At 67.1% G+C, this 22,840-nt stretch carries 24 protein-coding genes; 8 read left to right on the top strand and 16 right to left on the bottom strand.

The window, feature by feature from the left end; translation table 11 throughout:
* Window positions 1–33: 33 nt before the first annotated feature.
* On the bottom strand, window positions 34–1,197 hold the full coding sequence (locus HNR00_RS10515) for a hypothetical protein (protein WP_246390534.1): 1,164 nt from the start codon (window positions 1,195–1,197) through the stop codon (window positions 34–36).
* Entirely contained in the window at window positions 1,190–1,912 is a 723-nt protein-coding gene (locus HNR00_RS10510; RefSeq protein WP_056238887.1) for an SDR family NAD(P)-dependent oxidoreductase, read from the bottom strand. Before HNR00_RS10510 ends, HNR00_RS10515 begins: the two co-directional genes overlap by 8 nt.
* A 266-nt stretch (window positions 1,913–2,178) precedes the next feature.
* Between HNR00_RS10510 and HNR00_RS10505 the strand changes: the two genes are divergently transcribed.
* Window positions 2,179–2,556: a response regulator gene (locus HNR00_RS10505; RefSeq protein WP_183568980.1), complete on the top strand. Its 378-nt coding sequence runs from the start codon at window positions 2,179–2,181 to the stop codon at window positions 2,554–2,556.
* Window positions 2,557–2,661: 105 nt separating this feature from the next.
* On the opposite strand, the gene pdxH is transcribed toward HNR00_RS10505, so the two are convergent.
* Entirely contained in the window at window positions 2,662–3,306 is a 645-nt protein-coding gene (pdxH, locus tag HNR00_RS10500; RefSeq protein WP_183568978.1) for a pyridoxamine 5'-phosphate oxidase, read from the bottom strand.
* Between the two features lie 188 nt (window positions 3,307–3,494).
* Between pdxH and HNR00_RS10495 the strand changes: the two genes are divergently transcribed.
* The 3 genes from HNR00_RS10495 (at window position 3,495) to fabI (ending at window position 6,129) form a co-directional block, all read left to right on the top strand.
* Window positions 3,495–3,980 (top strand): RT0821/Lpp0805 family surface protein, encoded by a 486-nt coding sequence (locus tag HNR00_RS10495; RefSeq protein ID WP_183568976.1) that lies wholly within the window; start codon window positions 3,495–3,497, stop codon window positions 3,978–3,980.
* A 113-nt stretch (window positions 3,981–4,093) separates the two neighbouring features.
* Window positions 4,094–5,035 carry a DnaJ C-terminal domain-containing protein gene (locus tag HNR00_RS10490; RefSeq protein ID WP_183568974.1) on the top strand — a complete coding sequence of 314 codons (942 nt, stop codon included), beginning with the start codon at window positions 4,094–4,096 and terminating at the stop codon, window positions 5,033–5,035.
* A 266-nt stretch (window positions 5,036–5,301) separates the two neighbouring features.
* The gene (gene fabI / locus HNR00_RS10485) at window positions 5,302–6,129 is read left to right on the top strand and encodes an enoyl-ACP reductase FabI (protein WP_183568972.1); all 828 of its coding nucleotides are present in this window, start codon (window positions 5,302–5,304) and stop codon (window positions 6,127–6,129) included.
* A gap of 4 nt (window positions 6,130–6,133) precedes the next feature.
* Here fabI and HNR00_RS10480 read toward each other — a convergent pair whose 3' ends face one another.
* The 5 genes from HNR00_RS10480 to ubiE all read right to left on the bottom strand — a co-directional run bounded on the left by HNR00_RS10480 (window position 6,134) and on the right by ubiE (window position 11,565).
* Window positions 6,134–6,343, bottom strand: coding sequence for a hypothetical protein (locus HNR00_RS10480; RefSeq protein ID WP_183568970.1), 210 nt, complete (start codon window positions 6,341–6,343; stop codon window positions 6,134–6,136).
* A 2-nt stretch (window positions 6,344–6,345) separates the two neighbouring features.
* The gene (locus tag HNR00_RS10475; protein WP_183568968.1) at window positions 6,346–7,497 is read right to left on the bottom strand and encodes an AAA family ATPase; all 1,152 of its coding nucleotides are present in this window, start codon (window positions 7,495–7,497) and stop codon (window positions 6,346–6,348) included.
* 68 nt (window positions 7,498–7,565) lie between these two features.
* On the bottom strand, window positions 7,566–9,038 hold the full coding sequence (locus tag HNR00_RS10470; protein ID WP_183568966.1) for an FAD-binding oxidoreductase: 1,473 nt from the start codon (window positions 9,036–9,038) through the stop codon (window positions 7,566–7,568).
* Between the two features lie 150 nt (window positions 9,039–9,188).
* A complete protein-coding gene (gene ubiB, locus HNR00_RS10465; RefSeq protein ID WP_183568964.1) occupies window positions 9,189–10,751 on the bottom strand; it encodes a 2-polyprenylphenol 6-hydroxylase in 1,563 nt (520 codons plus the stop codon).
* Between the two features lie 25 nt (window positions 10,752–10,776).
* On the bottom strand, window positions 10,777–11,565 hold the full coding sequence (gene ubiE / locus HNR00_RS10460; RefSeq protein ID WP_183568962.1) for a bifunctional demethylmenaquinone methyltransferase/2-methoxy-6-polyprenyl-1,4-benzoquinol methylase UbiE: 789 nt from the start codon (window positions 11,563–11,565) through the stop codon (window positions 10,777–10,779).
* A 321-nt stretch (window positions 11,566–11,886) separates the two neighbouring features.
* Between ubiE and mutM the strand changes: the two genes are divergently transcribed.
* Complete coding sequence (gene mutM, locus HNR00_RS10455; RefSeq protein ID WP_183568960.1) at window positions 11,887–12,786, top strand: bifunctional DNA-formamidopyrimidine glycosylase/DNA-(apurinic or apyrimidinic site) lyase; 900 nt, start codon at window positions 11,887–11,889, stop codon at window positions 12,784–12,786.
* A gap of 125 nt (window positions 12,787–12,911) precedes the next feature.
* Here the strand turns inward: mutM and HNR00_RS10450 are convergent, their stop codons facing one another.
* Both HNR00_RS10450 and HNR00_RS10445 read right to left on the bottom strand, forming a co-directional pair.
* Window positions 12,912–15,740, bottom strand: coding sequence for a phosphoribosyltransferase-like protein (locus HNR00_RS10450; RefSeq protein WP_183568958.1), 2,829 nt, complete (start codon window positions 15,738–15,740; stop codon window positions 12,912–12,914).
* A 34-nt stretch (window positions 15,741–15,774) separates the two neighbouring features.
* Window positions 15,775–16,176 carry a hypothetical protein gene (locus HNR00_RS10445; RefSeq protein WP_183568955.1) on the bottom strand — a complete coding sequence of 134 codons (402 nt, stop codon included), beginning with the start codon at window positions 16,174–16,176 and terminating at the stop codon, window positions 15,775–15,777.
* 354 nt (window positions 16,177–16,530) lie between these two features.
* Here HNR00_RS10445 and HNR00_RS10440 point away from each other — a divergent pair, with 354 nt between their 5' ends.
* The gene (locus tag HNR00_RS10440) at window positions 16,531–16,719 is read left to right on the top strand and encodes a hypothetical protein (RefSeq protein WP_183568953.1); all 189 of its coding nucleotides are present in this window, start codon (window positions 16,531–16,533) and stop codon (window positions 16,717–16,719) included.
* 113 nt (window positions 16,720–16,832) lie between these two features.
* Window positions 16,833–17,135 (top strand): hypothetical protein, encoded by a 303-nt coding sequence (locus HNR00_RS10435; protein ID WP_183568951.1) that lies wholly within the window; start codon window positions 16,833–16,835, stop codon window positions 17,133–17,135.
* 4 nt (window positions 17,136–17,139) lie between these two features.
* Here HNR00_RS10435 and HNR00_RS10430 read toward each other — a convergent pair whose 3' ends face one another.
* The 6 genes from HNR00_RS10430 to pqqA (HNR00_RS10405) form a co-directional block, all read right to left on the bottom strand.
* Window positions 17,140–19,428, bottom strand: a complete 2,289-nt coding sequence (locus tag HNR00_RS10430; RefSeq protein ID WP_183568949.1) for a PAS domain-containing protein — start codon at window positions 19,426–19,428, stop codon at window positions 17,140–17,142.
* A gap of 73 nt (window positions 19,429–19,501) precedes the next feature.
* Window positions 19,502–20,230, bottom strand: a complete 729-nt coding sequence (locus tag HNR00_RS10425) for a glutathione S-transferase (protein ID WP_183568947.1) — start codon at window positions 20,228–20,230, stop codon at window positions 19,502–19,504.
* A gap of 21 nt (window positions 20,231–20,251) precedes the next feature.
* A complete protein-coding gene (locus HNR00_RS10420) occupies window positions 20,252–20,905 on the bottom strand; it encodes a YidB family protein (RefSeq protein ID WP_183568945.1) in 654 nt (217 codons plus the stop codon).
* Window positions 20,906–21,360: 455 nt separating this feature from the next.
* The gene (gene pqqA, locus HNR00_RS10415; protein WP_015857429.1) at window positions 21,361–21,450 is read right to left on the bottom strand and encodes a pyrroloquinoline quinone precursor peptide PqqA; all 90 of its coding nucleotides are present in this window, start codon (window positions 21,448–21,450) and stop codon (window positions 21,361–21,363) included.
* A gap of 61 nt (window positions 21,451–21,511) precedes the next feature.
* Window positions 21,512–21,601, bottom strand: coding sequence for a pyrroloquinoline quinone precursor peptide PqqA (gene pqqA, locus HNR00_RS10410; RefSeq protein WP_015857429.1), 90 nt, complete (start codon window positions 21,599–21,601; stop codon window positions 21,512–21,514).
* A gap of 62 nt (window positions 21,602–21,663) precedes the next feature.
* Window positions 21,664–21,753, bottom strand: a complete 90-nt coding sequence (gene pqqA / locus HNR00_RS10405) for a pyrroloquinoline quinone precursor peptide PqqA (protein ID WP_015857429.1) — start codon at window positions 21,751–21,753, stop codon at window positions 21,664–21,666.
* 477 nt (window positions 21,754–22,230) lie between these two features.
* Between pqqA (HNR00_RS10405) and lanM the strand changes: the two genes are divergently transcribed.
* Window positions 22,231–22,629: a lanmodulin LanM gene (gene lanM / locus HNR00_RS10400; RefSeq protein WP_183568943.1), complete on the top strand. Its 399-nt coding sequence runs from the start codon at window positions 22,231–22,233 to the stop codon at window positions 22,627–22,629.
* Window positions 22,630–22,840 lie beyond the last annotated feature (211 nt).

The following is a 22,840-nucleotide window of genomic DNA, read 5'->3' as shown; positions in this document are numbered from 1 at the left end:
CCGGCAAGTTCGCCGGAACGTCTGCTGCCGCGCTCACGGCGCCACCGTCGCGGCGGCGAGCCGCCCGTCACTGAGGCCGACGAGGATTCTTTTGGGACTCAAGGCCGCGACGCCGTGGGCCGCGGGGGCGGGCAGGGGGATGCGCAGCCGCTCGACCGGGGCGCCGCCCTTGAGCGAGAGCACCGCGAGCGCGCCGCGGCCCGCCCGCGGCAGGACCAGGGCCGGCGGGTCGCCGGGCAGCACGGCGGCCAGTTGCGCCTCCTCGCCCGCCGCCGGACCGGCATAGCCCGGCCACTCGCCCGAAAGGCTCAAGGCGCCTCCACCGGAGCGCCAGAGCTGGAGCACGCCCTCGCCGTCGGGCGCGCGCACGGCGGCGATCTCGGACGCGCCGGCTCCGGAGAAGGCGGCGATGCCGGCGACGCTCAGCGGCGCGCCACCGGCCTGCGGCGGCGTCCGGGCCGTGAGGCTCCAGGCCGCGCCCTTTTCCTTCGACGAATCCTTCGTCGCGACGACGAGGCTCGATTCCGCCGCGCCTTGCGCGGTGACGGCGATCACCGCCGGGCGGCCGTCGAGCTGGGCGATGCGCGGCGCGCGGCCGGCAAACACCTGATCGGGGCCGGGCGTGAGGGTCTTGGTCGTCACCGGCACCGTCCTCGGCTCGGCGGTGACGCCGACGGGCTGGCGCTCGCGGATGGTGAGGCCCGCGGCCTGCCCCGGCGCGCCGCCGAGCGCCCGGGTCGGGCCGGTGAGGTAGGCGCTCAAGGGGCCGTCCTGCGCCATGCGCGAGCCCGGCACGGCGCCGCGCGGGGATTCGGCTGCGGCAAAACCCTCGATCACCTCGGCGCCGACCAGCGTGGTGCGCAAGCTCTCGCCGTCGAGGTGGATCACCGCGCCGCCGCCCTCGCCCCAGACCACGACCACCGGCCGCGGGCCCTCGATCGCTTTCGGCGCGAGCTTCGGGTCGGCGCTCGCGCCCGCGCGCGCGACCGGCAGCAGGCCCGAGGTCGCGACCGCGAGCGCCACCTCGCTGCCGGGGCCGCGCATCGCCGTCACCCGGAAGGGCAGGTCGAGCGGCTCCGCCGGCACCGAAGCGGGCTCGGCCAGGGCGGGGAGGGCGACGAGGGCCAGCAGGGCGGTGGGCGCCCGCAGGGTGGTGGGCGCCAGCAGGGCGGCGAGCGCCGCCCGGCGGTCACACATGCTGGCCGCCGTTGATGTGGAGTTCGGCGCCGTTCACGTAGGAGGAGGCCTCGGTGCAGAGGAAGTAGATCGCCTTGGCGACCTCGTCCGGGGTGCCCAGCCGCCGCTGCGGGATCTGCTCCACCAGCTTGTCGGTGCCGGGCGAGAGGATCGAGGTGTCGATCTCGCCGGGCGAGATCGCGTTCACGCGCACGCCGAGCGGCCCGAAATCGGCGGCCATCTCGCGGGTCAGCCCGGCGAGCGCCGCCTTCGAGGTGCCGTAGGCCGCCCCCGCGAAGGGATGGACCCGCGAGCCCGCGATCGAGGACACGTTGACGACCGAGCCGCGGGCGCGGGTGAGTTCATCGCGCAGGCCCCGCGCCAACAGAATCGGCGCGAAGAAGTTGACCTGGAACACGCGGGCCCAGTCGGCGTACTCGGTGCCGAGCGCTCCGAGCCGCGCGCCGCCGGGGCCCTTCGGCGAGATGCCGGCATTGTTGACGAGCGCGTGCAGCAGCCCGCCCTCGGCGGCGAGTCGCTCGGCCACCTCGCGCACGCCGCGCACGGTGTCGGCGGCATCCGCCAGATCGACCTGGAGGTGGTCCTCGGGGCCCATCTCCCACGGGCAGTTCTCGGGGAAGGGGTGACGCGAGCAGGTGATGACCCGCCAGCCCGCGGCGGAGAAGCGCTTCACCGTCGCGTGCCCGATGCCCCGGCTCGCGCCGGTGAGCAGCATCACCCGTCGACGTTCGTTGGATGAGGCCAAGGCCGGTCCCTCGCTGCCCCGTTCCGCCAGAGTGCCTGAGGGGCCTGTCCGGCCTCAGGTCTAAGCTGCGCGAGGGCGGAAATCCAGGGTCGACGCTGCGATGCGAAAGACGTGATCGCGATAGGGATCGGTGGGGGCCCGATATCCGTTCAGGCCGGTTGTCCGGCCGGACGTTCCGTGCGAGCGGGGACCGAGCGGGACTTCGAGCGGGCCGGTAGCGTCGGGGACGGGATAGCGTGAGCGAAGGGCTGGCCAGGCCGACCGTGCTCGTGGTCGAGGACGACGCCGTCACCCGCCACGCCGCGGCGGCGATGATCGGCGACGCGGGTTTTTCGGTGTGCGAGGCGACCAACGGCAACGAGGCGATCCGCGTCCTCGACCGGGAGGCCGGCATCCGTGTGGTCGTCACCGACATCGACATGCCGCTCGGCATCGACGGCATCAAGCTCGCCGCCTGCATCCATCGGCGCTGGCCGGGGATCGGCATCGTCATCACCTCAGGAAAAGTGCGCCCCAAGGAGGGCGACGTGCCGGCGCTGGGGCGCTTCATCCGCAAGCCCTACAGCGAGGAGCAGGTGATCGGCGCGATCCGGGCCGTGCTCGCGGGGCCTTGACGCGGCTCGACACGGCCGCGTCGCCAATCCTCCCCCGCATCCTGAGGCTGCTTCGCGTCACCTCAGGATGCGGGGATGGGTTGGCGGAACCGGGGCAACGGTCTCTCAAGGATACAGCCGCGACCGGCTCCACCCCTCGCCCTCGCGGGTGAAGCGCACCCGGTCGTGCAGGCGGTAATCGCCGTTCTGCCAGAACTCCAGCCGCACCGGATCGATGCGGAAGCCCGTCCAGTGCTCGGGCCGCGGCACCGGGCCGTCCTCGTACTTCGCCGAGAGTTCGGCCACCGCCGCCATCAGGGTCGGGCGGTCGGCGAGGGGACGCGACTGCTGGCTCGCGATGGCGCCGATGCGGCTGTCGCGGTGGCGGCTGGCGAAGTAGGCGTCGGCCTCCTCCGGGCTCACCGGCGAGACCGGGCCGCGGGCGCGGATCTGGCGGCGCAGCGACTTCCAGTGCAGCACGAGCGCCGCCTGCGGGTTGGCCGCGAGCTGCCCGCCCTTGGCCGATTCCGTGTTGGTGTAGAACACGAAGCCGCGCCGGTCGAAGCCCTTCAGCAGCACCACCCGCACGTCGGGCAGGCCGTCGGCATCGGCGGTGGCGAGCGCCATGGCGTTGGCGTCCTCGGGCTCGGAGGCTTCGGCCTCCGCCATCCAGGCCGCGAACAGCGCGAAGGGATCTGACGACAACGTGAAGTCGGTCGGATCGACCCCGGCACCGGCCGGCTCACCCTCTCTTAACCGATCCATGGTCATTTTCACCCCTGTGGCATCCGGGTCGGGGGGCACCGGCACGGGCAGCACACCCCGAAGCGCAGGCCGACGAAGCGGAACTCCGCGTCGTCGGCCTGCGCGTCAAAGCAGGAACTGGGAGCCGTGCCCGGCCCGGAACGGTCGGGCGTGGCTCCGGACGGACCCTTCAGTCTGCCTCGAGTTCAGGTGTAATGCGTCTGCGTCTGTGTAAAGCCCTCGACCGGGCTCTTCCGGTGGCCTTCGCGGGAATGGCGGCGGGTCTTCTCGCCGCGTGCTGCACCGGCTGCAGCGGCCCCGTGCTGTCCTTTCCGACGAAGGAGGCGGCCGCCGCGCCCGAGCCGCTGGTGACCGGCAGCATCGCCAAGCGCCCGACCCGGTTCGGTGCCGACCTCGGCGACGAGGATTGGCGGCGCGCCCACGGCGCCCTGTCGATGGCGCTGGACCCGCAGGGCAACGGCCGCCCGGTGAAGTGGGACAATCCCGAGACCGCCATGCGCGGCTCGGTCAACCCGACCGGCCTGCCCTACGTCGCGGGCGACGAGATCTGCCGCGACTTCCTGGCGACCGTCGTGGCCGAGGGCGGCAGCGGGGGGAAGAGCCGCTTCCTGCGCGGCACCGGCTGCAAGCTCACCGGCGGCGAGTGGGAGCTGAAGCGGCTGCGCTCGGCGCGATCCTGAGGGGGACACGGAACGTGCCGGAGGGGTGTTGCAGAACCGCAACGCCCTTCCCACGTTGAAGCGAGGCGGCGAAGGCCGTATCCCTCGACGGTTGACCCCATAAAAGAACCCCGATGCGAAACCCCTACGACGTGCTGGGCGTGCCGAAAGGCGCGAGCGAGGCCGAGGTCAAGAAGGCCTTCCGCAAGCTCGCCAAGGCCTATCACCCCGACAGCAACAAGGACCCGAAGGCCAAGGAGCGCTTCGCCGAGGCGAACACCGCCTACGAGATCCTCGGCGACAAGGACAAGCGCGGCCAGTTCGACCGCGGCGAGATCGACGCCGAGGGCAAACCGCGCGCGACCGGCTTCGAAGGGTTTTCCGGCTTCGGCGGCGGCCGGGGCGGCGGCGGCTTCGACTTCGACGGCTTCACGCAGCGGCGCGGCGGCGGCGGCGCGGGCCCCGGCGGCATCGGCGAGGACTTCATCAGCCACATCTTCGGCGAGGCGTTTCGCGCCGGCGGGGCGGGGCCCGGCATGGGCGGTCGCGGCGGGCCGGCCCGCGGCGAGGACGTGGCGGCCGAACTCAGCGTCACGCTGGAGCAGATCGCGGGCGAGGAGAAGATGCGCATCGGCCTGCCCGGCGGGCGCGACGTCGACGTCATGGTCCCCAAGGGCGTCGTCGACGGCCAGACCATCCGCCTGCGGGGCTTGGGCGGCCAAGCCGGCCCCCGCGGCGAGCCCGGCGACGCGCTGCTGACCATCCGCGTGCTGCCGCATCCGGTCTTCAAGGTGGAGGGCGCGGACCTGCGCGCCACCGTCGATCTGCCGCTGGAGGACGCGGTGCTGGGCGGCGCCCTACGGGTGCCGACGCTGACCGGCGCCGTGGAGATGAAGGTGCCGGCGATGACGAGTTCCGGCCGAACCTTTCGGCTCCGCGGAAAAGGCCTGCCGAAGAAGGACGGCACCCGCGGCGACCTGTTCGCCACCACCGCCGTGACCCTGCCCGTGGGCGAGGATGCGGCCCTGGTCGACTACGCCCGGCGGCGGCGCGAGGCGAAGGCCGGGACGGCGTAAGCCATCACTCGGAACGGGTGACACTTGGAACGAGCGGCAGCACTGCATGGCCGGGCGCGAAGAGCGCCCCGCGTAGCGGCCTCGGCCACGCCGAGGCATCTAGCGGAGCGAGCAGCCTAAGGCCGCGGACGCGGCCGCCGGCGCTTGAGGCCCATCTAGAAGACTACCTTCAGGCTTCCCCCCCCGCCGCCCCTCCGCTAAGGAAGCGGCCTTGCGCGGGCGGCCTCCGGCAGGGCCGCCCGCATTGGCCGAAGCGAAGGTGACGCATGTCGGATCAGAAGGCGGGCGGATTGCTCGCGGGCAAGCGCGGGCTGGTGCTGGGCGTGGCCAACAACCGCTCGATCGCCTGGGGCATCGCCCGCAGCGCCGCGCAGCACGGGGCCGAACTCGCCTTCACCTACCAGGGCGACGCGCTCAAGAAGCGGGTCGAGCCCCTGGCGAAGGAGTTGAACGCCAAGGTCGTCGGCCATTGCGACGTGACCGATCCGACCTCCATCGACGCCGTGTTCGCGGCCACCGCCGAAGCCTTCCCCGGCGGGATCGACTTCGTGGTCCACTGCATCGCCTTCTCGGACAAGGACGAGCTGACGGGGCGCTACATCGAGACCTCGGAAGCCAACTTCACCAAGTCGCTCCTGATCTCCTGCTACTCGTTCACGGCGATCGCCCAGCGCGCGGAAAAGATCATGCGCGACGGCGGCTCGCTGCTGACGCTGACCTATTACGGCGCCGAGAAGTGGATGCCGCATTACAACGTCATGGGCGTCGCCAAGGCGGCGCTCGAGGCCTCGGTGCGCTATCTGGCCGCCGACATGGGCCCCAAGCAGATCCGCGTGAACGCGATCTCGGCCGGCCCGATCAAGACGCTGGCGGCGTCGGGCATCGGCGACTTCCGCTACATCCTCAAGTGGAACGAGTACAACGCGCCGCTGCGCCGGACCGTGACCATCGAGGAGGTCGGCGAGACCGCCGCCTACCTGTTCTCCGACATGTCGAAGGGCGTCACCGGCGAGGTGCTGCACGTGGATGCCGGCTATCACGTCGTCGGCATGAAGCACCCCGACGCGCCGGACATCGCCCGCGAGCGGGAATAGGGCTTTAGCCTTCGGCGTCGTTGGGCGAAGCCGGACGATCGCGCCGCGTCAGCGCTGCGTAGAGCGCGGGCGGCAGCGCCTCGCGGGCTGGCCGCATTCGCGCCAGCTCGTCGTCGGTCAGTTCGCGGGCATCCGGTTCCACGGCGATCCGGGCCTGAAGCTCGGCTTCCTGTGCCGCGTCGAGCATTCGCGGCGTGCGGATCACGTTCGTCACCCTCAATCTTCCTCGTCCGAGAAATCACCGCCGAGGCGCAGGCCCTCGATCCAAGTCGCGCCGTCGCGCTTCGTCACCACGCGCGGGCGCACGCCGCCCTCGCGCGCCACCGCCGCGGCAAGGCGCTCGGAATGGGTCACCAGCCAGACCTGCGTACGCCGCGACGCCCGCACGATCATCCGGGCGAGCGGCTTCATCAGGTCCGGGTGCAGGCTGGCCTCGGGCTCGTTCAGGGCCACGAAGGGCGGCAGGCGGTAGGCGAGGAGCGCGCCCGCGAGCGCGAGGTAGCGCAGGGTTCCGTCCGACAATTCGGAGGCCTCGAACACCCGCTTCGGATAGTCCGGGAAGACGAGGCCGAAACGCGCCTCGCGCCCCGGCTCCGGCACGACGAGGCGGGCGCCGGGAAAGGCCTCGTCCACCGCCGCATCGAGATCGGCGGTGTCGCCGCGGATGTGCGTGAGCGTCGCGAACACCGCGGCAAGGTCGTGGCCGTCGGAAGCCAGCGTCGGCGCCGTCACGGCGAGGCAGGGTCTTCGGAGCGGCGAGCCCGCGTCGGTGCGGACGTCGTGGTAGAAGCGCCACGCGCCCATCGCCTGCCGGACGATCTGCAATTCGGGGAAGCGCATCCCGTCCTGCAGCGCGGCCAGCGCCGTCTCGGTGGCGAGCAGGTCCGTGCCGAGAGGGCGCTTGCGGCCCTCCTCGTCGCGCACGAAGCCCGCGGGTCCGTCGCGGTCGAGCACGATCGCGGGGCGCGCCCCGGCCTGCACGGTGAGCCGCTCCGCCTTCACCTGCGGCTCCAGGCGGAACGCCGCCCCGTAGATCTCGTCGCCGGCCTGCGGCACGAGGCCGACCTCGACGGCGTAGCCGTAGGTCAGGCCGGTCGCGTCGTCGGCGAGGTCCGCGCGCAGGCTCACCCGGGCCGGCTCCGTGCGGCGGCGGGTGCCGGCCCACAGCACCGAGTCCATCCCGCCTTCAGTGGCGAGTTCGCGGGTCAGCGTGCCGGCGGCGGCGGCCTGGAGCAGCGCCAGCGCCCGGTAGAGGTTGGTCTTGCCCGTGCCGTTGCCGCCGACGAAGACCGAGAGCGGGCCGACGGGAAAGCGCAGGCTCCGCAGCGAGCGATAGCCGGCCGCCTCGATGTCCCGAACCGTCGGCATCCGCGCCTCCCGATCCCCGGTAGAGAAACTGACGCGAGGCGCACGGGAGGGCTTTCCGCCGGTTCTCCTCACGCCTCGGCGAAGTAGGCGTCCCACAGGCCGTTCCGGAAGCGCAAGGCGGGGTCGTACCGGCGCTTGGCCACGACGAAGTCGGCGGCGCCGGGATAGGCCCGGTGGACCTGCTCGGCGCGCGCATGCGTGCGGTAGGGGAGGTAGAAGGCACCGCCCAGATCGGTCACGGCATCGATCAGGCGGCGCGTCAGGGCCTGCATCGCACGGTCGGCCTCGGGCGTGCGTCCTTGCGAGAACGACATCACCGCCGCGATCCGCGCCTGCGGCGCGTAGGACAGGCGCGCGACCGGATCGGCCTCGACGTAGCGCAGGGTCACGTTCAGGAGTTCCGCGCCTGAGGCCGGGATCAGCGCCCGGCAGGCGGACAGGAACGCGTCGAAACGCGGCGGCGGCACGAAGTACTCGTGCAGGATATCGACCCGGCCGGGATCGGAATTGGCGAGCGTCGCCGCAGATTCGTTCAGGATGGTGTTGCGGGCGATCAGGCCGGGGGCGGCATAGGGCCCAAGGCGCGTCTCCGCCAGCCAGCGCAGGCGCTTGCCGGCCTCGCTGCCGATCTGGCCGCGATAGATGGCCCGTTGCAGCCAGGGCAGGGGCGCGGCCTCGGTCGGAACGCCGTGACCGGCATGCGCCCGGAAGGCGACGAGGATCGCCTCCTCCAGGAACTGCGACCGCGCCACGCAGAGCCGGCCATAGGCCATGGCGACCTCCGGGGTCCGGACCGTGCGCAGGAAGGCCTCGGTGAAACCGGAGGCCGGCAGCACGGCGGCATCCGGCGCCAAGGCGAGGTTCGGCACCGCGTCGAGTTCGAGATCGACGACGATGCCGAACAGCCCGTATCCTCCCATCGCGCAGGCGAACAGTTCGGGCTCGAGGGTCGGCGAGCAGGCGACCAGCGTGCCGTCGGCGAGAAGCAGGCGCAGGGCCCGCACCGTCGCGCCGAAGGGGCCGCACGGAACCGCCCAGCCGTGGGCGTTGACGCAGAAGGTCGAGCCGACCCCGAAATCGTTGTTCGATTGCATGACGGCCGGCGAGAGGCCGACGGCGCCGAGGGCCGGGATGACGTCGCGCCAGCGGGCCCCGGCCGTCACGCGGTAGCGCCGCGCCGCCCTGTCGATCTCCGGCGCACCTCCGGCCAAGCTCAGCGCGACCCCGTCGCGCACAAGGCTCTGGCCGCCCATCGAGTGCCGGGCGACGCCGACGGCCACGGGCCGTCCCTCGGCCGCGGCCGCCGCGAGTTCGGCGCGCAGCCGGGCCACGGCGGCCTCGACCGGATCGGTCGAGATCGTGACGTGGCGCGCGACCCGGGTCGGGCTGAAGCCGCCGGCATCGTTCAGGAGGAGGGCTTCGGCCGCCGGAGAGGATTCGGTCGCCGCGGGGCGCAACAGCGACGCGGCGACGGGGAGGGCGATGGGCAGCGCCGCCAGTTGCCCGAGAACCTGACGGCGGCTCGGTATGGGAGAAAGCATCGTGGTGACCGCCCGCGGCGGGCGACCCGGCTCTCGACGGAACCGATCGGGCGCGCCATCCAGGGAGCGTCGCGCGGCCGGACCGGCGTGGCGGTGTCCTGACGCACGGGGCGGTTGCGTATCCGAAGAGGCTTTCCCGGCAACCGGGCCCTACCGGAACGCCAGCACCAGCGCCCCGACCGCGATCGCCCAAAGCGCCAGCGTCGACCACAGCGCCCGGCTCTTCTCCAAGTGGACCAGCCGCTCCAGCGCCCGCACGTCCCGCGCGCCCTCCTCGTCGAGGCGGATCATGATGCGGCGGATGCGTTGCGCGATGTCGGGGATGTCGGCGACGACCTCGGACAGCGTCAGCGCGGCCCGTGCCCCGCCCTCGATCCGGCCGATGGGGCCGAGATGGCGGGTGATCCACGAGCGCACCACCGGCTCGGCGCCGGTCCACATGTCGAGCTGCGGATCGAGCGAGCGGGCCACGCCCTCCACCACCACCATGGTCTTCTGCAGCATCACCAGTTCGGTGCGGGTGCTCATGTCGAACAGCGCGGTGACGTCGAACAGCAGGGTCAGCACCTTGGCCATCGAGATCTCGTCGGCCTTGCGCTGGTGGATCGGCTCGCCGATGGCGCGGATGGCCTGGGCGAAGTCGTCCACCGAGTGGTGGCGCGGCACGTAGCCGGCCTCGAAATGGACCTGGGCGACGCGGCGGTAGTCGCGGGTGATGAAGCCCAGAAGAATTTCGGCGAGGAAGCGCCGCTCGGCGTGGCCGAGCCGGCCCATGATGCCGAAATCGACCGCGACCAGGATCCCGTCCCGGTCCACGAACAGGTTTCCGGGATGCATGTCGGCGTGGAAGAATCCGTCGCGGATCGCCTGCCTCAGGAAGGACTGGATCACCGTGCGCCCGAGAGACTTCGGATCGTGGCCCGCCGCGACGATGCCGGCGCGGTCGTTCAGCCGGATGCCGTCGATCCACTCGGAGGTGAGCACGTCGCGCGCGGTGAGCGCCCATTCGGGCTTGGGCGTGCGGAAATCGGCGTCGCCCGCGGTGTTCTGGGCGAGTTCCGACATCGCCGCGGCTTCCAGGCGAAAGTCCATCTCCATGGTGACGGAGCGGGCCAGGATCTCGACGACCTCGCGCGGGCGCAGCCGCTCGGCGTCCGGCAGCAGCGCCTGGACGATGCGGGCCATGAAGCGCATCGCCTGGATGTCGCGGGCGAAGCGCTCGCGCACGCCGGGGCGCATCACCTTGACGGCGAGCGTCCGCTGGGTGCCGTCGGCGTCCAGCACGGTCGCCTTGTGGACCTGGGCGATGGAGGCCGCCGCCACCGGCTCGCTGAAGGCGGTGAACAGGGCCGAGACCGGCTTGCCGAATTCCTGCTCCACCACCCGGAGCGCCACGCCCTGCGGGAAGGGCGGCACCCGGTCCTGCAGCCGCTCCAGATCGCGGGCGGCGGCCATGCCGACGATGTCGGGCCGCGTCGCCAGGAACTGGCCGAACTTGACGTAGGAGGGCCCGAGCCGGGTCAGCGCCCGCTCCAAGGGGCTCGCGCCGGGCGCGGCGGCGATGCCGCGCCGCTCCAGTGAGCGCCCGAGCCGCAGCGCGAGGCGCAGGTGGGGCGGCAGCGCCTGCGCATCGATCAGCGCGAGCCCGCCCTCGCGGGCCAGCACGAAGCCGACATGCGCACCGCGGGCGAGGTGGAAGACCGCGCCGAGCATCACCGCGTCCCCGCCGCGTCGCGGCTCACGATATTTTCCAGCCCGAATGGATCGCCACGATCCCGCCGGACAGGCGGCGGTGGCTGACGTGCGCGAAGCCGGCCGCCTGGATCATGCCGGCGAAGGCGCCGGGGGAGGGGAACTTGCGGATCGATTCCACGAGGTACCGGTAGGATTCGCGGTCGCCCGCCACCCGCTCGCCGATGCGCGGGATCACGTGGAAGGAATAGGCGTCGTAGATCTTCTCCAGCACCGGCAGGTCGACGCGGGAGAATTCCAGGCACAGGAAGCGCCCGCCGGGCTTGAGCACGCGCCGCGCCTCACTGAGCGCCGCATCGATGCGCGGCACGTTCCGGATGCCGAAGGCGATGGTGTAGCTGTCGAACGTGTCGGCGGGCAGCGGCAGGGTCTCGGCGTTGCCGGTGACGAAATCGATGCGGCCGTCGTACTTGTGGCCGGCGCGCTCGGCGCCGACGCGCAGCATCGCCTCGTTGATGTCGAGCACGGTGACGTGGGTGTCCGGCCCGCCGGCCTCCAGCGTGCGGAAGGCGATGTCGCCGGTGCCGCCCGCGACGTCGAGATGGCGGTAGGGCCGCGTGCGCGAGGGGCGCAGCATGCCGATGAGGTGCGACTTCCAGGCCCGGTGCAGGCCGCCCGACATCAGATCGTTCATCAGGTCGTAGCGCCGGGCGACCGAGCGGAAGACGTCGTCGACCCGGGCCTGCTTCTCGGAGAGCCGGACGCGCTCGTAGCCGAAATCGGCGGTGTCCTCGCCGCCCGCGTCTGGTCCGATCCCGGTGCTGTTGCCGCTCATCCGATTCCGTGCCGTCCGCCGCGTCCGCCGCCTTTGGCCGAGCCTCATAGCGAAACCGCGCGGGAACCGCCATGCGGCAGGGGGAGCGGCCCGTGGCGGATGGCAGCGGTGCGGACCGCACGAACGCAGCCTATGATGCGCAGGAATTCGATCCGCTCCTCCTCTCCCCGCCCTCAACCTGAGGTGCGCAGCGAAGCGGAGCCTCGAAGGAGGGCTCCAGCCGGCCGCGCGATCCCTGGAGCCCTCCTTCGAGGCCGCTTCGCAGCACCTCAGGATGAGGGGGAGGGTGGGGAGACCCGCCACGCAGACAGTCCCAAAAGAATGCCCGAACTGCCCGAAGTCGAGACCGTGCGCCGGGGCCTCGCGCCCGCGATGGTGGGGGCGCGGATCACCCGCGTCTCCTTGCGCCGGCCGAACCTGCGCTTCCCATTCCCCGAACGTTTCGTCGAACGGCTGGAGGGGCAGCGCGTCCTCGACCTGTCGCGGCGGGCCAAGTACCTGACGGCGGCGCTCGATTCCGGCGAGAGCCTGATCCTGCATCTCGGCATGAGCGGGCGCTTCGACGTGGCGCTCCCCGACGGCTCGAACCTGTCGCCGGGCGACTTCTACCTCGACGGGGCGCTCGGCACGCCGAAGCACGACCACGTGGTGATGGCGTTCGAGACGGGGGCCACCGTCACCTACAACGACGCCCGCCGCTTCGGCTTCATGGACCTTGTGGCGACGCAGAACCTCGACCGGTGCCGCCACTTCGCCGGCATGGGGATCGAGCCCCTGAGCGAGGCCCTCGACGGCGCGGCCATCGCCCGCCTCTTTCGCCACAAGATCACGCCGCTGAAGGCCGCCCTCCTCGACCAGCGCCTGATCGCGGGCCTGGGCAACATCTACGTCTGCGAGGCCCTGCACCGGGCGGGCCTGCACCCGGCGCTGCCGGCCGGCGCGCTGGCCAAGCCCGACGGCAGCCCGACGCCGAAGGCGAAAAAGCTCGCGCGTGACATCAAGGCAGTGCTGACCGAGGCGGTCGCCGCGGGCGGCTCGACGTTGCGCGACTACGCCCGCCCCGACGGCCGGAGCGGCGGCTTCCAGCACGTGTTTCGGGTCTACGACCGCACGGGCTTTCCCTGCCAGGCGCGGGGCTGCACCGGGCATGTCACGCGGATCGTGCAGGGGGGGCGTTCGACGTTCTTTTGTGAGGTTTGTCAGGTGATGCCGGGGCGGTGATGTGGGCACTGATTACAAGCTACCAGTATTCAAGAATGAAAAATCATCCGTGCAAACCATAATAATAAATAAAAATACGCAAATCTTAAATAATTATGCCATAACCGCACCATCATAGCCAGATTCTAGTCCTTTTTACGCCTCCTCATAAGCGGCATCCATGGTATGCCATCAACTTCACCGTATGCCCAAATAGCTGTAAGTGATTGAGTTGGAACATTGAACGGCGTACCCAACAACATTGCCCTATTGCCATATCCTAGAGCTCGATCATCTGACTTTTTATTTCTAGCTGCGATTTTCGTGCGAGTTCCTCTTTTCAAATCTTGTCGTTTTATATCTTCAAGGATAAGATCCTTGCCAATCGAACGACATTTTTCAAAAAAAGATGAAATTACCTCGTCGTCAAATTCAGACTTGAGTTCTTTATCCGCGAATGGCAAAGAGTCCTCAGCAAGGTATCTATATATCTTTGCGCTTAAGCCAATGCTTCCAACAGTTTCAGTCATCTCTGCAAGACCACTATCCCATCCAGCAGTAAAAACGAACCCAACACTAGAGTTTCGCAAACGCTCCTGAATATGGTGCTCAAATAAATCCCGATGCTCTCCCAACGGCTTGCGGAGAGAACTTATCCCAAACCCAGCGGCAAGAATATCTGTGGCTTGTCCACCAGAACCAATAAAATCGTCAATAAATATTATAGCGTCATCATCCCTTAGCTGACCGATGTCATTCAAAACTTTGCATCCGGAGATCAAAGTTCCCTGAAGATCAGCCGAATAATAAGACTGTATTGCTCCGCTATCTTTCGCCTCCCCGAACGGAACAACCCAAGCTTTGTTAAATTCGGGATTTTCAGAAATGAAATTCTTTAGGGCATTTGTAGTATCGCTTCTGGTCAGGATTTTAAAACTATCCAGAACCTTAACAGCACACTCAATATGCTCGTCTGATTCGAACTGCCTTAACCATCCATGTGTTCGCTCTTTTCCTGTCAATCCGCTGCCATAGGCCCTACTTTCCACGTCTTGCGGCTCTTGATATATAGATCTCTTTACAACAAATCGATCAATCGCGTTAGCAATATCGACTTTGCGCATTCGCTCAGGGGTGGGACGCAAATCATGTGGAGAGTTTCTATAGTAGCCGCCACGCATAAGGGTAAATTTTATTTCTTCAATTTTTGATCTATCTCTTTTGCTGAGTTCCAACGCAGAGTCGGGCAGTATGACTCCATAACTTTCTCTGAGAAGTTTCTCGACTGCTATATAGGCGAAATTTGCATACTTATCAGTTGTAAAAATGAACCCTGCGGGTTGATCGCTCATATAACTACTTGCCCAAACCTGGCGGTTCACGGTGTACTCTCTAAATGACATTGGAGGCCCATCTGCAGGCAGCAAAAATGCCCGCTGTATCTGGGATCCTCCTGGAGTTTGACTTTGAGTATGAATCATGACCGACGCACTTAAGGCAATGCGGCTTGGCTTAGACCCTTGATTCAATAACGATATCACAACATCCATTTCATCAAGCAATCGCTCGCGGAATTCCAACCCTTTCTGCGGATGCTCTATGTCTTCATTAAACTCAGCTAAACCGTCTCTCTGCACATTGTCTTTATCTCTTGGATCAGCAGGAAATCTTAGCTGAAGCTGGAAAGCCTTTACTACCAGCTTGCGTCTTTTGACATCTTTGAATATTTTTACGGCCTCATCTAATCTCTCTATCGACTCCGGCGTTAGGCTTTCTCTGTTCAGCCCAATAGCAGATGTGAGACTATTTGTCTCAAAAGCTAAGAGAGCTTCATCGTCGTATCTATATACAAATCGAAATATGTCTTCCGGACTGACTATTTCTGACAAGCAAAATAGCGCGGACTTAATCATCTGCTCTATCGCAATTACTTTTGTATGCCTATATATTTTAGCGTAAAGCAATACTCGTGCTAGATGAAGCTCATCAAGAACAGGAACTCCTGACCACCTCATTCCAAACAAACAATACTTGTCCTCAATTTTTGCTACATGCCCTGCGATGTCATCAGGAAGTTCGGATGCATCCAATTCCCTGAAGGATATTTTTTGTACCAGACGGGATATATCAAGCACTGATGGTGTACCGGCCTGATGAGCATCTCGCACAAAATAATCTAGTTTATCCGCATCAAATGGCCCACTGATGAACTGATGAAGAAGCGGCAGCCTGTCGTCTATCTTAACACCGATAATCGCCTTTCCGATCAGATCAACTACGTCCTCTATCTTTTCGTTTTTGTGAGACGTAAAACTATAAACTTCACCGGTTCGGCCTCGGAGAAGTTCTAAAAAACGCGTCATAGCCTTCGATTTAACGATATAAAATGCAAATATCTCTGATAGCTGTTTGGTTTCGACTTTATCGGCTCTTTCAGCTTGGCGCTCAGCAGACGTTCCAATCCGATGAATACGAGAAAATTCTGCAGCAAGCGGATTCACGGCCGGCAAGGATTGTATAGCTTTCTCAGACACATGCGAAAAGGCTGCGTGCCCTACGTCATGAAGCAAGGCACAAAGCCTGAGCAGCCTGACATGATGGCTTTTTATAGGATCAGGCTTGCCTCGCTGCGAAGCTAACGTATTAACTGCAGATGCTAAATTTTGCACTTGATGCAAAACGCCAAGCGTGTGGTCAAATCTTGTGTGCGTCGCACCTGGGTATACCCAGTGAACAACACCTAATTGTCTTATGGATCTCAGCCGCTGAATTAAAGGCGAATCGATAATGGCAACCTCAAGAGGGGATAAACTAATAGTCCCCCAAAGAGAATCGTTAATTTCCTTTCGCGCAAAAGTCCTATCCTCTGCTAATATCTCATCGCAGTATGGATCAAGGAATCTGGAAGCGAAATCGGCAGCAATAGAACTGACAAGCTCTACGGTAAAGCCACCAACTCGCTTAGCGTTACTCAACTTCGCCACTCTTTCTCGAATAAACAACTAATGATTATGCAACCTCGACACCCAAATCGCCGAAGTGCTTGTTCACAAGATTTGTCAGGAATGGCCGAGGCAAAGGAATGCGTTTCAAATAGCGCAGCGCCCTGTCATCGTCAATTTTAATATCGAACGTTTGAAGAGTAGGATTATTTATTGAAATAAGGGCCTTTTCACGCGCCGCCAGCAGCGTGTCGCGCAAGCAAACCGAGTCGCCGTGCATGGGATCAACATAAAACGTAAAATTAGTGGCAATTTTTAAGGTATCTTCGTGAGTCAAAAGCTCCTCGAACGCCTTTTCAAACCTTTCGTCAAGCTCTGTTTCTTTGAGAATAAACCGCTTCTTGTTTTGCAAAGCAAGAACAGCTATAACTCCCGCCACAAACTGATCTGATGTAAGAATCTGTCGCATTTTCGCGGGCAGCCTTCGACAACGTGATGCGACCATAATCGGGGGTGTTCGCTGATGGGTAATTAAGATTTGGCTGGATGTGAAGTTCCTGCTGCGGGTGGCTCAGAGGACACACCCCAAGCTTGTCCACAAGATTTCTCAAAGCGCCGCTTAGGGCCACGGACCTACGCCGGCTCGGTTTCCTCGGCTGAAGCGCTCGTTCAGCCTCGATAGAGGCGACTGCTTTCAAGCGATTGAAAGGCTGTGAAAGTCCTAACGATAGTACCGCTGATATTAGGATCGTGATCGCCCCCGGAACGCTTTTCCAGCGCCCACCGTTCGACTCACGGACATCGAACGGAGGAACCGTCCCCCATGCGTATCGCCCGCCCTCTCGCCGTCTTCGGCCTCCTCGCCCTGGGGCTCGCCGCCTGCAAGGACGAGAAGAAGGACGCTCCGCCGCCTCCGCCCCCGCCGCCGGCCACCACCGCGCCGACCCAGCCGAGCGCACCCCCGGCCACGGCGCCCACCCCGCCGCCGGCCAACAAGCCCGCCGGGCAGTAATCGCTGACACGAAGAAGGGTCCGCCGCCCCGGCGGGCCCTTTGTCGCAGGTTGGGGTGAACGATCAGGCAATGCTCGCGTTGGTTCGGCTGCATCAACCCATCGGGAGCATCCATGAAACCGCTGTTCCTCGCCGCCCTTGCCTTGCCGCTGGCCACCGCCGCTATCGCGCAAGCCGGCCCCGCGGAAATCAAGCCGCCCGGCCCGAAGCAGACGCTCGGCCCCGCCGACGGCAACAGTACGGTCGTCCAGCCGGGGGGCGTCGACAACGGCGGTCCGGGCTCGGTCGGGACGGTGGCGCCGGGCGCCACGGGGGCGACGAACATCACCAACAATCCCGGCACCGCCGGCAACTCCGAAAAGCCCGAGCAGCCGATCGGCAATGCCGGCTCGCCCGATACCGGCAGCGGCGGCTGAGCCCCTACGTCTCGGTCACCTGACGCAACATGTCGGCCAGCTCCTGCGCCGAGTACGGCTTGCGCAGGAGATCGAACCCGTGCGCGTCGTCCTGGGCCAAGACGTGGCTGTAGCCGGAGGTCAGCACCACCGGCAGATCGGCGAACTTTTCGCGCAGCAGGCGGGCCAGCGCGATGCCGCCCATGCCGGGCATCACCACGTCGGAAAAAACCGCGTCGAACGGCTCGGGCGAGGCGGCAAGCGCGGTGAGCGCGGCCTCGGCGTTCTCGACCCAGACCGGCCGATGGCCGAGATCTTCGAGGATCTGCGTGCAGAAGCGCCCGACCTCCAGATTGTCCTCCACCACGAGGACGCGGAGCGCCGCAGCCCCTCCGCCGGAGACGGTCTCGCGGCGAGCGATGGGCGCGTCGGCCGGGGCCGGGACCTCGGGCAGGTAGAGGGTGAAGGTGGCGCCCGCGCCGGGCTGGCTCCGCACGTCCACGTCGCCGCCCGATTGCTTGGCGAAGCCGATCACCTGGGACAGGCCGAGCCCGGTGCCCTTGCCGACCTCCTTGGTGGTGTAGAACGGCTCGAAGATCCGCATCAGGTCGGCGGAGGCGATGCCGCTGCCCGTATCCGTCACCGAGACGGCGACGAAGGCGCCCGCCGCGCCGGCATGGCCCCGGATCGGCGGCAGGGCGATCGGGGCGTCGAGGCGAAGCCGCAGCGTGCCCTCGCCGTCCATGGCGTCGCGGGCGTTGACCGCCATGTTGACGAGCGCGGTCTCGAACTGGCTCGCGTCGGCGCGGACGTAACAGGCGCCGCCGGGCAGGTCGGTGACGACGCGGATGCGGGCGCCGGTGACCGAGTCGAGCATCTCCGAGATGCCGCGCAGGCGCTCGCAGACGTCGAAGGTCTCGGGCGTGAGCGCCTGGCGCCGGGCGAAGGCGAGGAGTTGGCCGGTGAGCTTGGCGGCGCGGTCCACCGTGTCGGAGACCGCGTCGAGGTAGCGGGCCTTGCGCGCCTCCGGCAGCTCGGGCCGGCGCAGGAACTCCACCGAGGAGCGGATGATGGTGAGCAGGTTGTTGAAGTCGTGGGCGACGCCCCCGGTGAGCTGGCCCACCGCTTCCAGCTTCTGCGACTGGCGCAGCGCCTCCTCGGCGTGGCGCTGCTCGGTGATGTCGCGGCCGAAGCCGTAGAGCAGCCCGTCCTCCGGCACGATGGTCCAGAGCACGCGCCGCGGCTCACTGGTGGCGGCGAGGCAGGTCAATTCCAGTTCGAGATCCCGCCCGGGCTGCGTGCCGGCGGCGAGCCGGTCGAGGGCGGCGGAGAGGCCGGCGCGCTCCTCGGGGATCACGAACTCGTCGAGCGTCCGCCCGAGCGACTCGGCCGCCGGCCAGCCGAGCGCGCGGGTCCATGACGGGTTGACCGCCGCGATCCGACCGTCCGGGCCGGTCACCGCCTTGAGCACCGGCGAGAGGGCCCAGACCCGGTCGCGATCCCGCCGCTGCGCCGTTACCTCCGCTTCGAGGTTTGCGGTCTTGGCGTGGAGCAGGTGCTCCACCCGCTTGCGGGTGGTGATGTCCTGGAACAGCACCGCGACCTGCCGCCGGCCCGGCGGCTCGATGCGGAAGGCGGAGAGTTCGAGATAGCGGCCCGTGGCGACGAGCTCGCGCTGGAACCGGATCGGCCGGCCGCTGCGCAGCACCTCGCCGTAGAGGGCGAGCCAGCCCTCCGCCTCGTCGGCCGAGACGACCTCGCGCAGGCGCCGTCCGACGATGTTCTCGATGCCGGCATGCTGCGTGTAGGCGCGGTTGGCCTCGATATGGACGTAGTCGCTCGAAGGCCCGTGCGGTCCGTCGAGGAAGGCGATGACGCAGTAGCCCTCGTCCATCTGCTCGAACAGGGCGCGGTAATGCTGCTCGCGCTCGGCCAGTTCGGTCTCGTGGCCGCGCTCGGCGGTGACGTCGCGCACGACGCCCGCCCATCCCCCGCCCGCGGCGACGAGGGTGCGCCGCAGCCAGAGCACCGCGCCGGTATCGGCCCGGCGGATGCGGTAGACGGCCTCCCCCGGCGGCCCGTGTCCGGAGAGGGCGGCGCCGTCCTCGGGGAAGGCGAGTGCCTCGACCGTCGCGAGGGGGAGCGTGTCCTGCGGCGCGAGACCGTGCAGGCGGCAGAAGGCGGGGTTCGGGCGGAGGATCGCGGCCGCCGCGTCGAGGGTGAACAGGCCGATCCCGGCCGCATCCTGGGCGCGGGCAAGGGCGGCCTCGGGGTCCGGCGGCTCCGTGTGGGGCAGGCTCTCGGTCTCGGTCACGCCGCCATCCTACGACGCCGGAATCGGCGCGGGCTTGATGTAAGATAGCGGCGGCTACGCTTCCGGACAGCACTCAGCCGGGATCGAGTTCCCGATAGCGGCGGAAGATGCCGTCCTCGCTGAACGGCATCCGCCGCTCGCTGGCGAGATAGGCGGCGATGCGCGGCAGGCGGCCGGTGCGGGTCGCGTGGGCGGCGACCCGCGGCGTCGCGTCGAGGGCGCGGGCGGTCGCGTTCGGGAAGGCGTAGCGCAGGCCTTCCACGAGCTGGAACAGGGAGGTGTCGGCGTAGGAGACCGCGCCGCCGACGAGGTGCCCCGGCCCCGCCGGGTTGCGGGCCAGCACCCGCTCGAACCATCCGAAAAACTTCGGGATGCGGGTCTCGCGAAAATCCCGAGCCCGGCGCGCGGCCTCCGGCTTCTGGTCCTCGTAGGTCAGGCCGACGCCGACCGGATGGTGCGTGTCGTGCGCCTCCGCCACCATGTCGGCGACGGTGAGCTGGATCTGGTGGGTCCAGATCCGGTCGGCCTCGCTCGCGCCGACGAGGCCGATGCGGGGGCCGAGATGGAGCAGGATCGCCGCGGTCTGGCCGATGACGAGGTCGCCGTCCTTCAGGAAGGGCGGGGCGAAGGGCGGCCGAAGCGGCTCGTCCTCCAGCCGGTCCATCATCGCCTCGATCCCGCCGCCCGCCTCGTGCGGCAGGCGGGCGACGTCGATGTAGTCCGCACCGGCCTGTTCGAGGGCGAGGCGGACGAACTCGCCCCGCCCCTGGATCATCGGCCAGTAATGCAGCTCGTAGGTCATCGACCCCTCGATCCGGCGCGCCTACCAGCCGCGGGCCTCGTCGCGGCTCGGAGGGCGGCCCTGCGGGGTCAGGGCATCGACCACGCCGGGCAGCGCCTGGGCGAGTTGCCCGAGCAGGTCGTCGCGGTTCATGCCGGTCTCGCGGCTGAGCGAATCGACGGTGTCGGGGCCGAGCGCCTCGGCGAGGCGGTTGGGGGCGACCTGCTGGTTCGGGCCATGGCCGATCCACGAGCCGATCACGTCGCCCAAGCCGCTGCGCTCGAAGCTCTGGATCAGGCCGCCGAGCCCGCCCGCCGCCTCCGCACCGGCCTCATGCGCGCCGTCGCGGTCGAGATGGGCGTAGGGACCGGCGCCGGGGGCGTCGCCCGGCCCGTCGAGCATGCCGGCGAGGTCGCCGAACTCGCCGCCCTCGTCCCGCTGCATCGGCGGCCCGCTGCGGCGGCCCTGGCCGAACCCGCCGAGATCGCCGTCGGCGCCGCCGGGGTCGGGGACGGGCTGCCGCTCGTCATGCCCGCCGCCACCGCGCCCGAAGATGTCGCCGAGGCCGCCGCTCGCGCCCTTGGCGAGCAGCAGCATGATCAGCGCCTTGACGATGGGCGAGGACAGCGCGCCGCCGCGCCCCCCGCCCAGAACCTGTCCGACGACCCCGCCGATGACCTGATCGAGCAATCCCATGCGGATCTCCCTTGTCCGATGCCAGCTTGTCGGATCTCAGCCAACGGCCGCGGCCGGGCCGCGGTTGCGGGCTCGCTCGGCCCGTTCGACGTTTCCCATACCCACGCCGTCGTCCGGAAGTGCCCGCGCCGGCGGGCCATGGAGGAGCAGTCGGGACGAGGTCCGGGCTGCATTCGGCACGAGAGCTTGGTCGTGTGCGAGATATGGCAGCGACTGGGAGCGCGCGCGAACCGGATTCTAGGTGCGATGAGATCGGAGCGGAGCCGCGAACACGGATCCGCAGGGCCCTCGGCTTCCCGCACCGGCCAGTTCGGATCGCGGGCATCGGCTGCGCGGCCCGCGGAGAAGCGCGGCTTTCGCTCCGGCTTTGGACGCGCAGGGGCCGGACAAGGAAAAGGGGCGTCGCCCTCTCGGACGACGCCCCTCGATCACCGGCAAGTCCGGCGACAGCCTTCTCAGTTGAAGGTGTCGATCTCGGCGGACTCGTAGGAGGTGACTTCCATGCCGACGCAGATCTCGGCAACGACGGGAGCGGACCACTTCATGACGTTTCTCCTGAAAGAATGGGTTGGGGTCTAAGACCGGCCAGACGACCGGGACGCCTTCTTAGTTGAAGGTGTCGATCTCGGCGGACTCGTAGGAGGTGACCTCCATGCCGACGCAGATCTCGGCAACGACGGGAGCGGACCACTTCATGACGTTTCTCCAAGGCTAAAGGTTGGTTTCAGCGAGACCGGCCCGGGGGCCGAAGACCCTTCTCAGTTGAAGGTGTCGATCTCGGCGGACTCGTAGGAGGTGACTTCCATGCCGACGCAGATTTCGGCAACGACGGGAGCGGACCACTTCATGGTGTATCTCCTGACAACGATTTGAAGACGAAGGTCGGTCTCACGACCGGCCCTGCCCCGAACGGAGGCGGTGCCGTTTTTCGTGCCGGCCCCTCGTGTTCGACGCCCTGGATATAGACAATCTGTTGGGCACAATTCAAGCGGGCCCGTCACTTATATTTCTCATAGGGAGGGGCCGGGAGGGTCGAGCTGCGGACCGATTTCCGGAAAAATCCTGCAGGATCCGGGATATGAGGCCGCAGGAGCGGCCTTACAAGCCGGACTTTTGGCCAGAGCAGGGTCCTCTTCCGTTAGGCAAACGCGGAAGCGGCCATAAAATTCCGGTGGCGGCGGCGCAGCGGTCGACCCCAAGTTTTTGCCAGACCCTCCCGGATTGCATTGCCGCAATGCACCATTTCTCCTAGCTTAAGTTAAGCCCGCTGCTAAGCGTGGCCTGCCGCTCGACGGCCGATTCCCCCCTCGCCGGAGTCCTCACGCATGCCCCTGATCCGCAGCGCCGCGCTCGCCCTCGCCCTCGTCCTGCCGCTGGCCGCCGGCCCCGCCTTCGCTCAGAAGAGCGCGGTCATCACCGCCTTCGACCCGGACAAGGACGGCACCCTCGACCTCAAGGAGGTCCAGGCCGCGGCCTCCGCCAAGTTCGACGCGCTCGATCCGGACAAGGACGGCACCCTCGACGCCAAGGAGGCCAAGGGCGCGATGAGCAAGAGCCTGTTCAAGAGCGCCGACCCGGACAACGACGGCACCGTCGACAAGAAGGAATACCTCGCCCTCGTCGAGGCCATCTTCAAGGACGCCGACCCGGACAACGACGGCACGCTCGACGCCAAGGAGCTGAAGAGCAAGCCGGGCAAGGCCCTGGTCAAGCTCATCAAATAAGTTTTTGGGTGGTGGCTCGAGTCTTCTGTTCGAACCGCCATCCAAGCTTACACCGTCATTCCGGGGCGCCGCAGGCGAACCCGGAATCCACGACTGGCCGCAACCGCGCATCACGGGTGATGGGGTGGACGGCCCCCGACGGCATCGTGTGTGCCAGATTGAGGTCGTTGCAGATCTCAAGCGAGGAGGCCGTCCATGGAGCAGATTACCC

Source organism: Methylorubrum rhodinum (genome assembly GCF_014199935.1).
GTDB lineage: Bacteria > Pseudomonadota > Alphaproteobacteria > Rhizobiales > Beijerinckiaceae > Methylobacterium > Methylobacterium rhodinum.
Note: the sequence above shows the minus strand (reverse complement) of the source record. Positions and strands in the feature narration are given on the sequence as shown.

What these genes read in the sequence shown, in the direction of transcription:
- HNR00_RS10515 (WP_246390534.1), bottom strand. Translation starts at nt 1,197, where the DNA reads ATGTGTGACCGCCGGGCGGCGCTCGCCGCCCTGCTGGCGCCCACCACC.
- HNR00_RS10510 (WP_056238887.1), bottom strand. Translation starts at nt 1,912, where the DNA reads ATGCTGCTCACCGGCGCGAGCCGGGGCATCGGGCACGCGACGGTGAAG.
- pdxH (WP_183568978.1), bottom strand. Translation starts at nt 3,306, where the DNA reads ATGACCATGGATCGGTTAAGAGAGGGTGAGCCGGCCGGTGCCGGGGTC.
- HNR00_RS10495 (WP_183568976.1), top strand. Translation starts at nt 3,495, where the DNA reads ATGCGTCTGCGTCTGTGTAAAGCCCTCGACCGGGCTCTTCCGGTGGCC.
- HNR00_RS10490 (WP_183568974.1), top strand. Translation starts at nt 4,094, where the DNA reads ATGCGAAACCCCTACGACGTGCTGGGCGTGCCGAAAGGCGCGAGCGAG.
- fabI (WP_183568972.1), top strand. Translation starts at nt 5,302, where the DNA reads ATGTCGGATCAGAAGGCGGGCGGATTGCTCGCGGGCAAGCGCGGGCTG.
- HNR00_RS10475 (WP_183568968.1), bottom strand. Translation starts at nt 7,497, where the DNA reads ATGCCGACGGTTCGGGACATCGAGGCGGCCGGCTATCGCTCGCTGCGG.
- HNR00_RS10470 (WP_183568966.1), bottom strand. Translation starts at nt 9,038, where the DNA reads ATGCTTTCTCCCATACCGAGCCGCCGTCAGGTTCTCGGGCAACTGGCG.
- ubiB (WP_183568964.1), bottom strand. Translation starts at nt 10,751, where the DNA reads ATGCTCGGCGCGGTCTTCCACCTCGCCCGCGGTGCGCATGTCGGCTTC.
- ubiE (WP_183568962.1), bottom strand. Translation starts at nt 11,565, where the DNA reads ATGAGCGGCAACAGCACCGGGATCGGACCAGACGCGGGCGGCGAGGAC.
- mutM (WP_183568960.1), top strand. Translation starts at nt 11,887, where the DNA reads ATGCCCGAACTGCCCGAAGTCGAGACCGTGCGCCGGGGCCTCGCGCCC.
- HNR00_RS10445 (WP_183568955.1), bottom strand. Translation starts at nt 16,176, where the DNA reads ATGCGACAGATTCTTACATCAGATCAGTTTGTGGCGGGAGTTATAGCT.
- HNR00_RS10440 (WP_183568953.1), top strand. Translation starts at nt 16,531, where the DNA reads ATGCGTATCGCCCGCCCTCTCGCCGTCTTCGGCCTCCTCGCCCTGGGG.
- HNR00_RS10435 (WP_183568951.1), top strand. Translation starts at nt 16,833, where the DNA reads ATGAAACCGCTGTTCCTCGCCGCCCTTGCCTTGCCGCTGGCCACCGCC.
- HNR00_RS10425 (WP_183568947.1), bottom strand. Translation starts at nt 20,230, where the DNA reads ATGACCTACGAGCTGCATTACTGGCCGATGATCCAGGGGCGGGGCGAG.
- HNR00_RS10420 (WP_183568945.1), bottom strand. Translation starts at nt 20,905, where the DNA reads ATGGGATTGCTCGATCAGGTCATCGGCGGGGTCGTCGGACAGGTTCTG.
- pqqA (WP_015857429.1), bottom strand. Translation starts at nt 21,450, where the DNA reads ATGAAGTGGTCCGCTCCCGTCGTTGCCGAGATCTGCGTCGGCATGGAA.
- pqqA (WP_015857429.1), bottom strand. Translation starts at nt 21,601, where the DNA reads ATGAAGTGGTCCGCTCCCGTCGTTGCCGAGATCTGCGTCGGCATGGAG.
- pqqA (WP_015857429.1), bottom strand. Translation starts at nt 21,753, where the DNA reads ATGAAGTGGTCCGCTCCCGTCGTTGCCGAAATCTGCGTCGGCATGGAA.
- lanM (WP_183568943.1), top strand. Translation starts at nt 22,231, where the DNA reads ATGCCCCTGATCCGCAGCGCCGCGCTCGCCCTCGCCCTCGTCCTGCCG.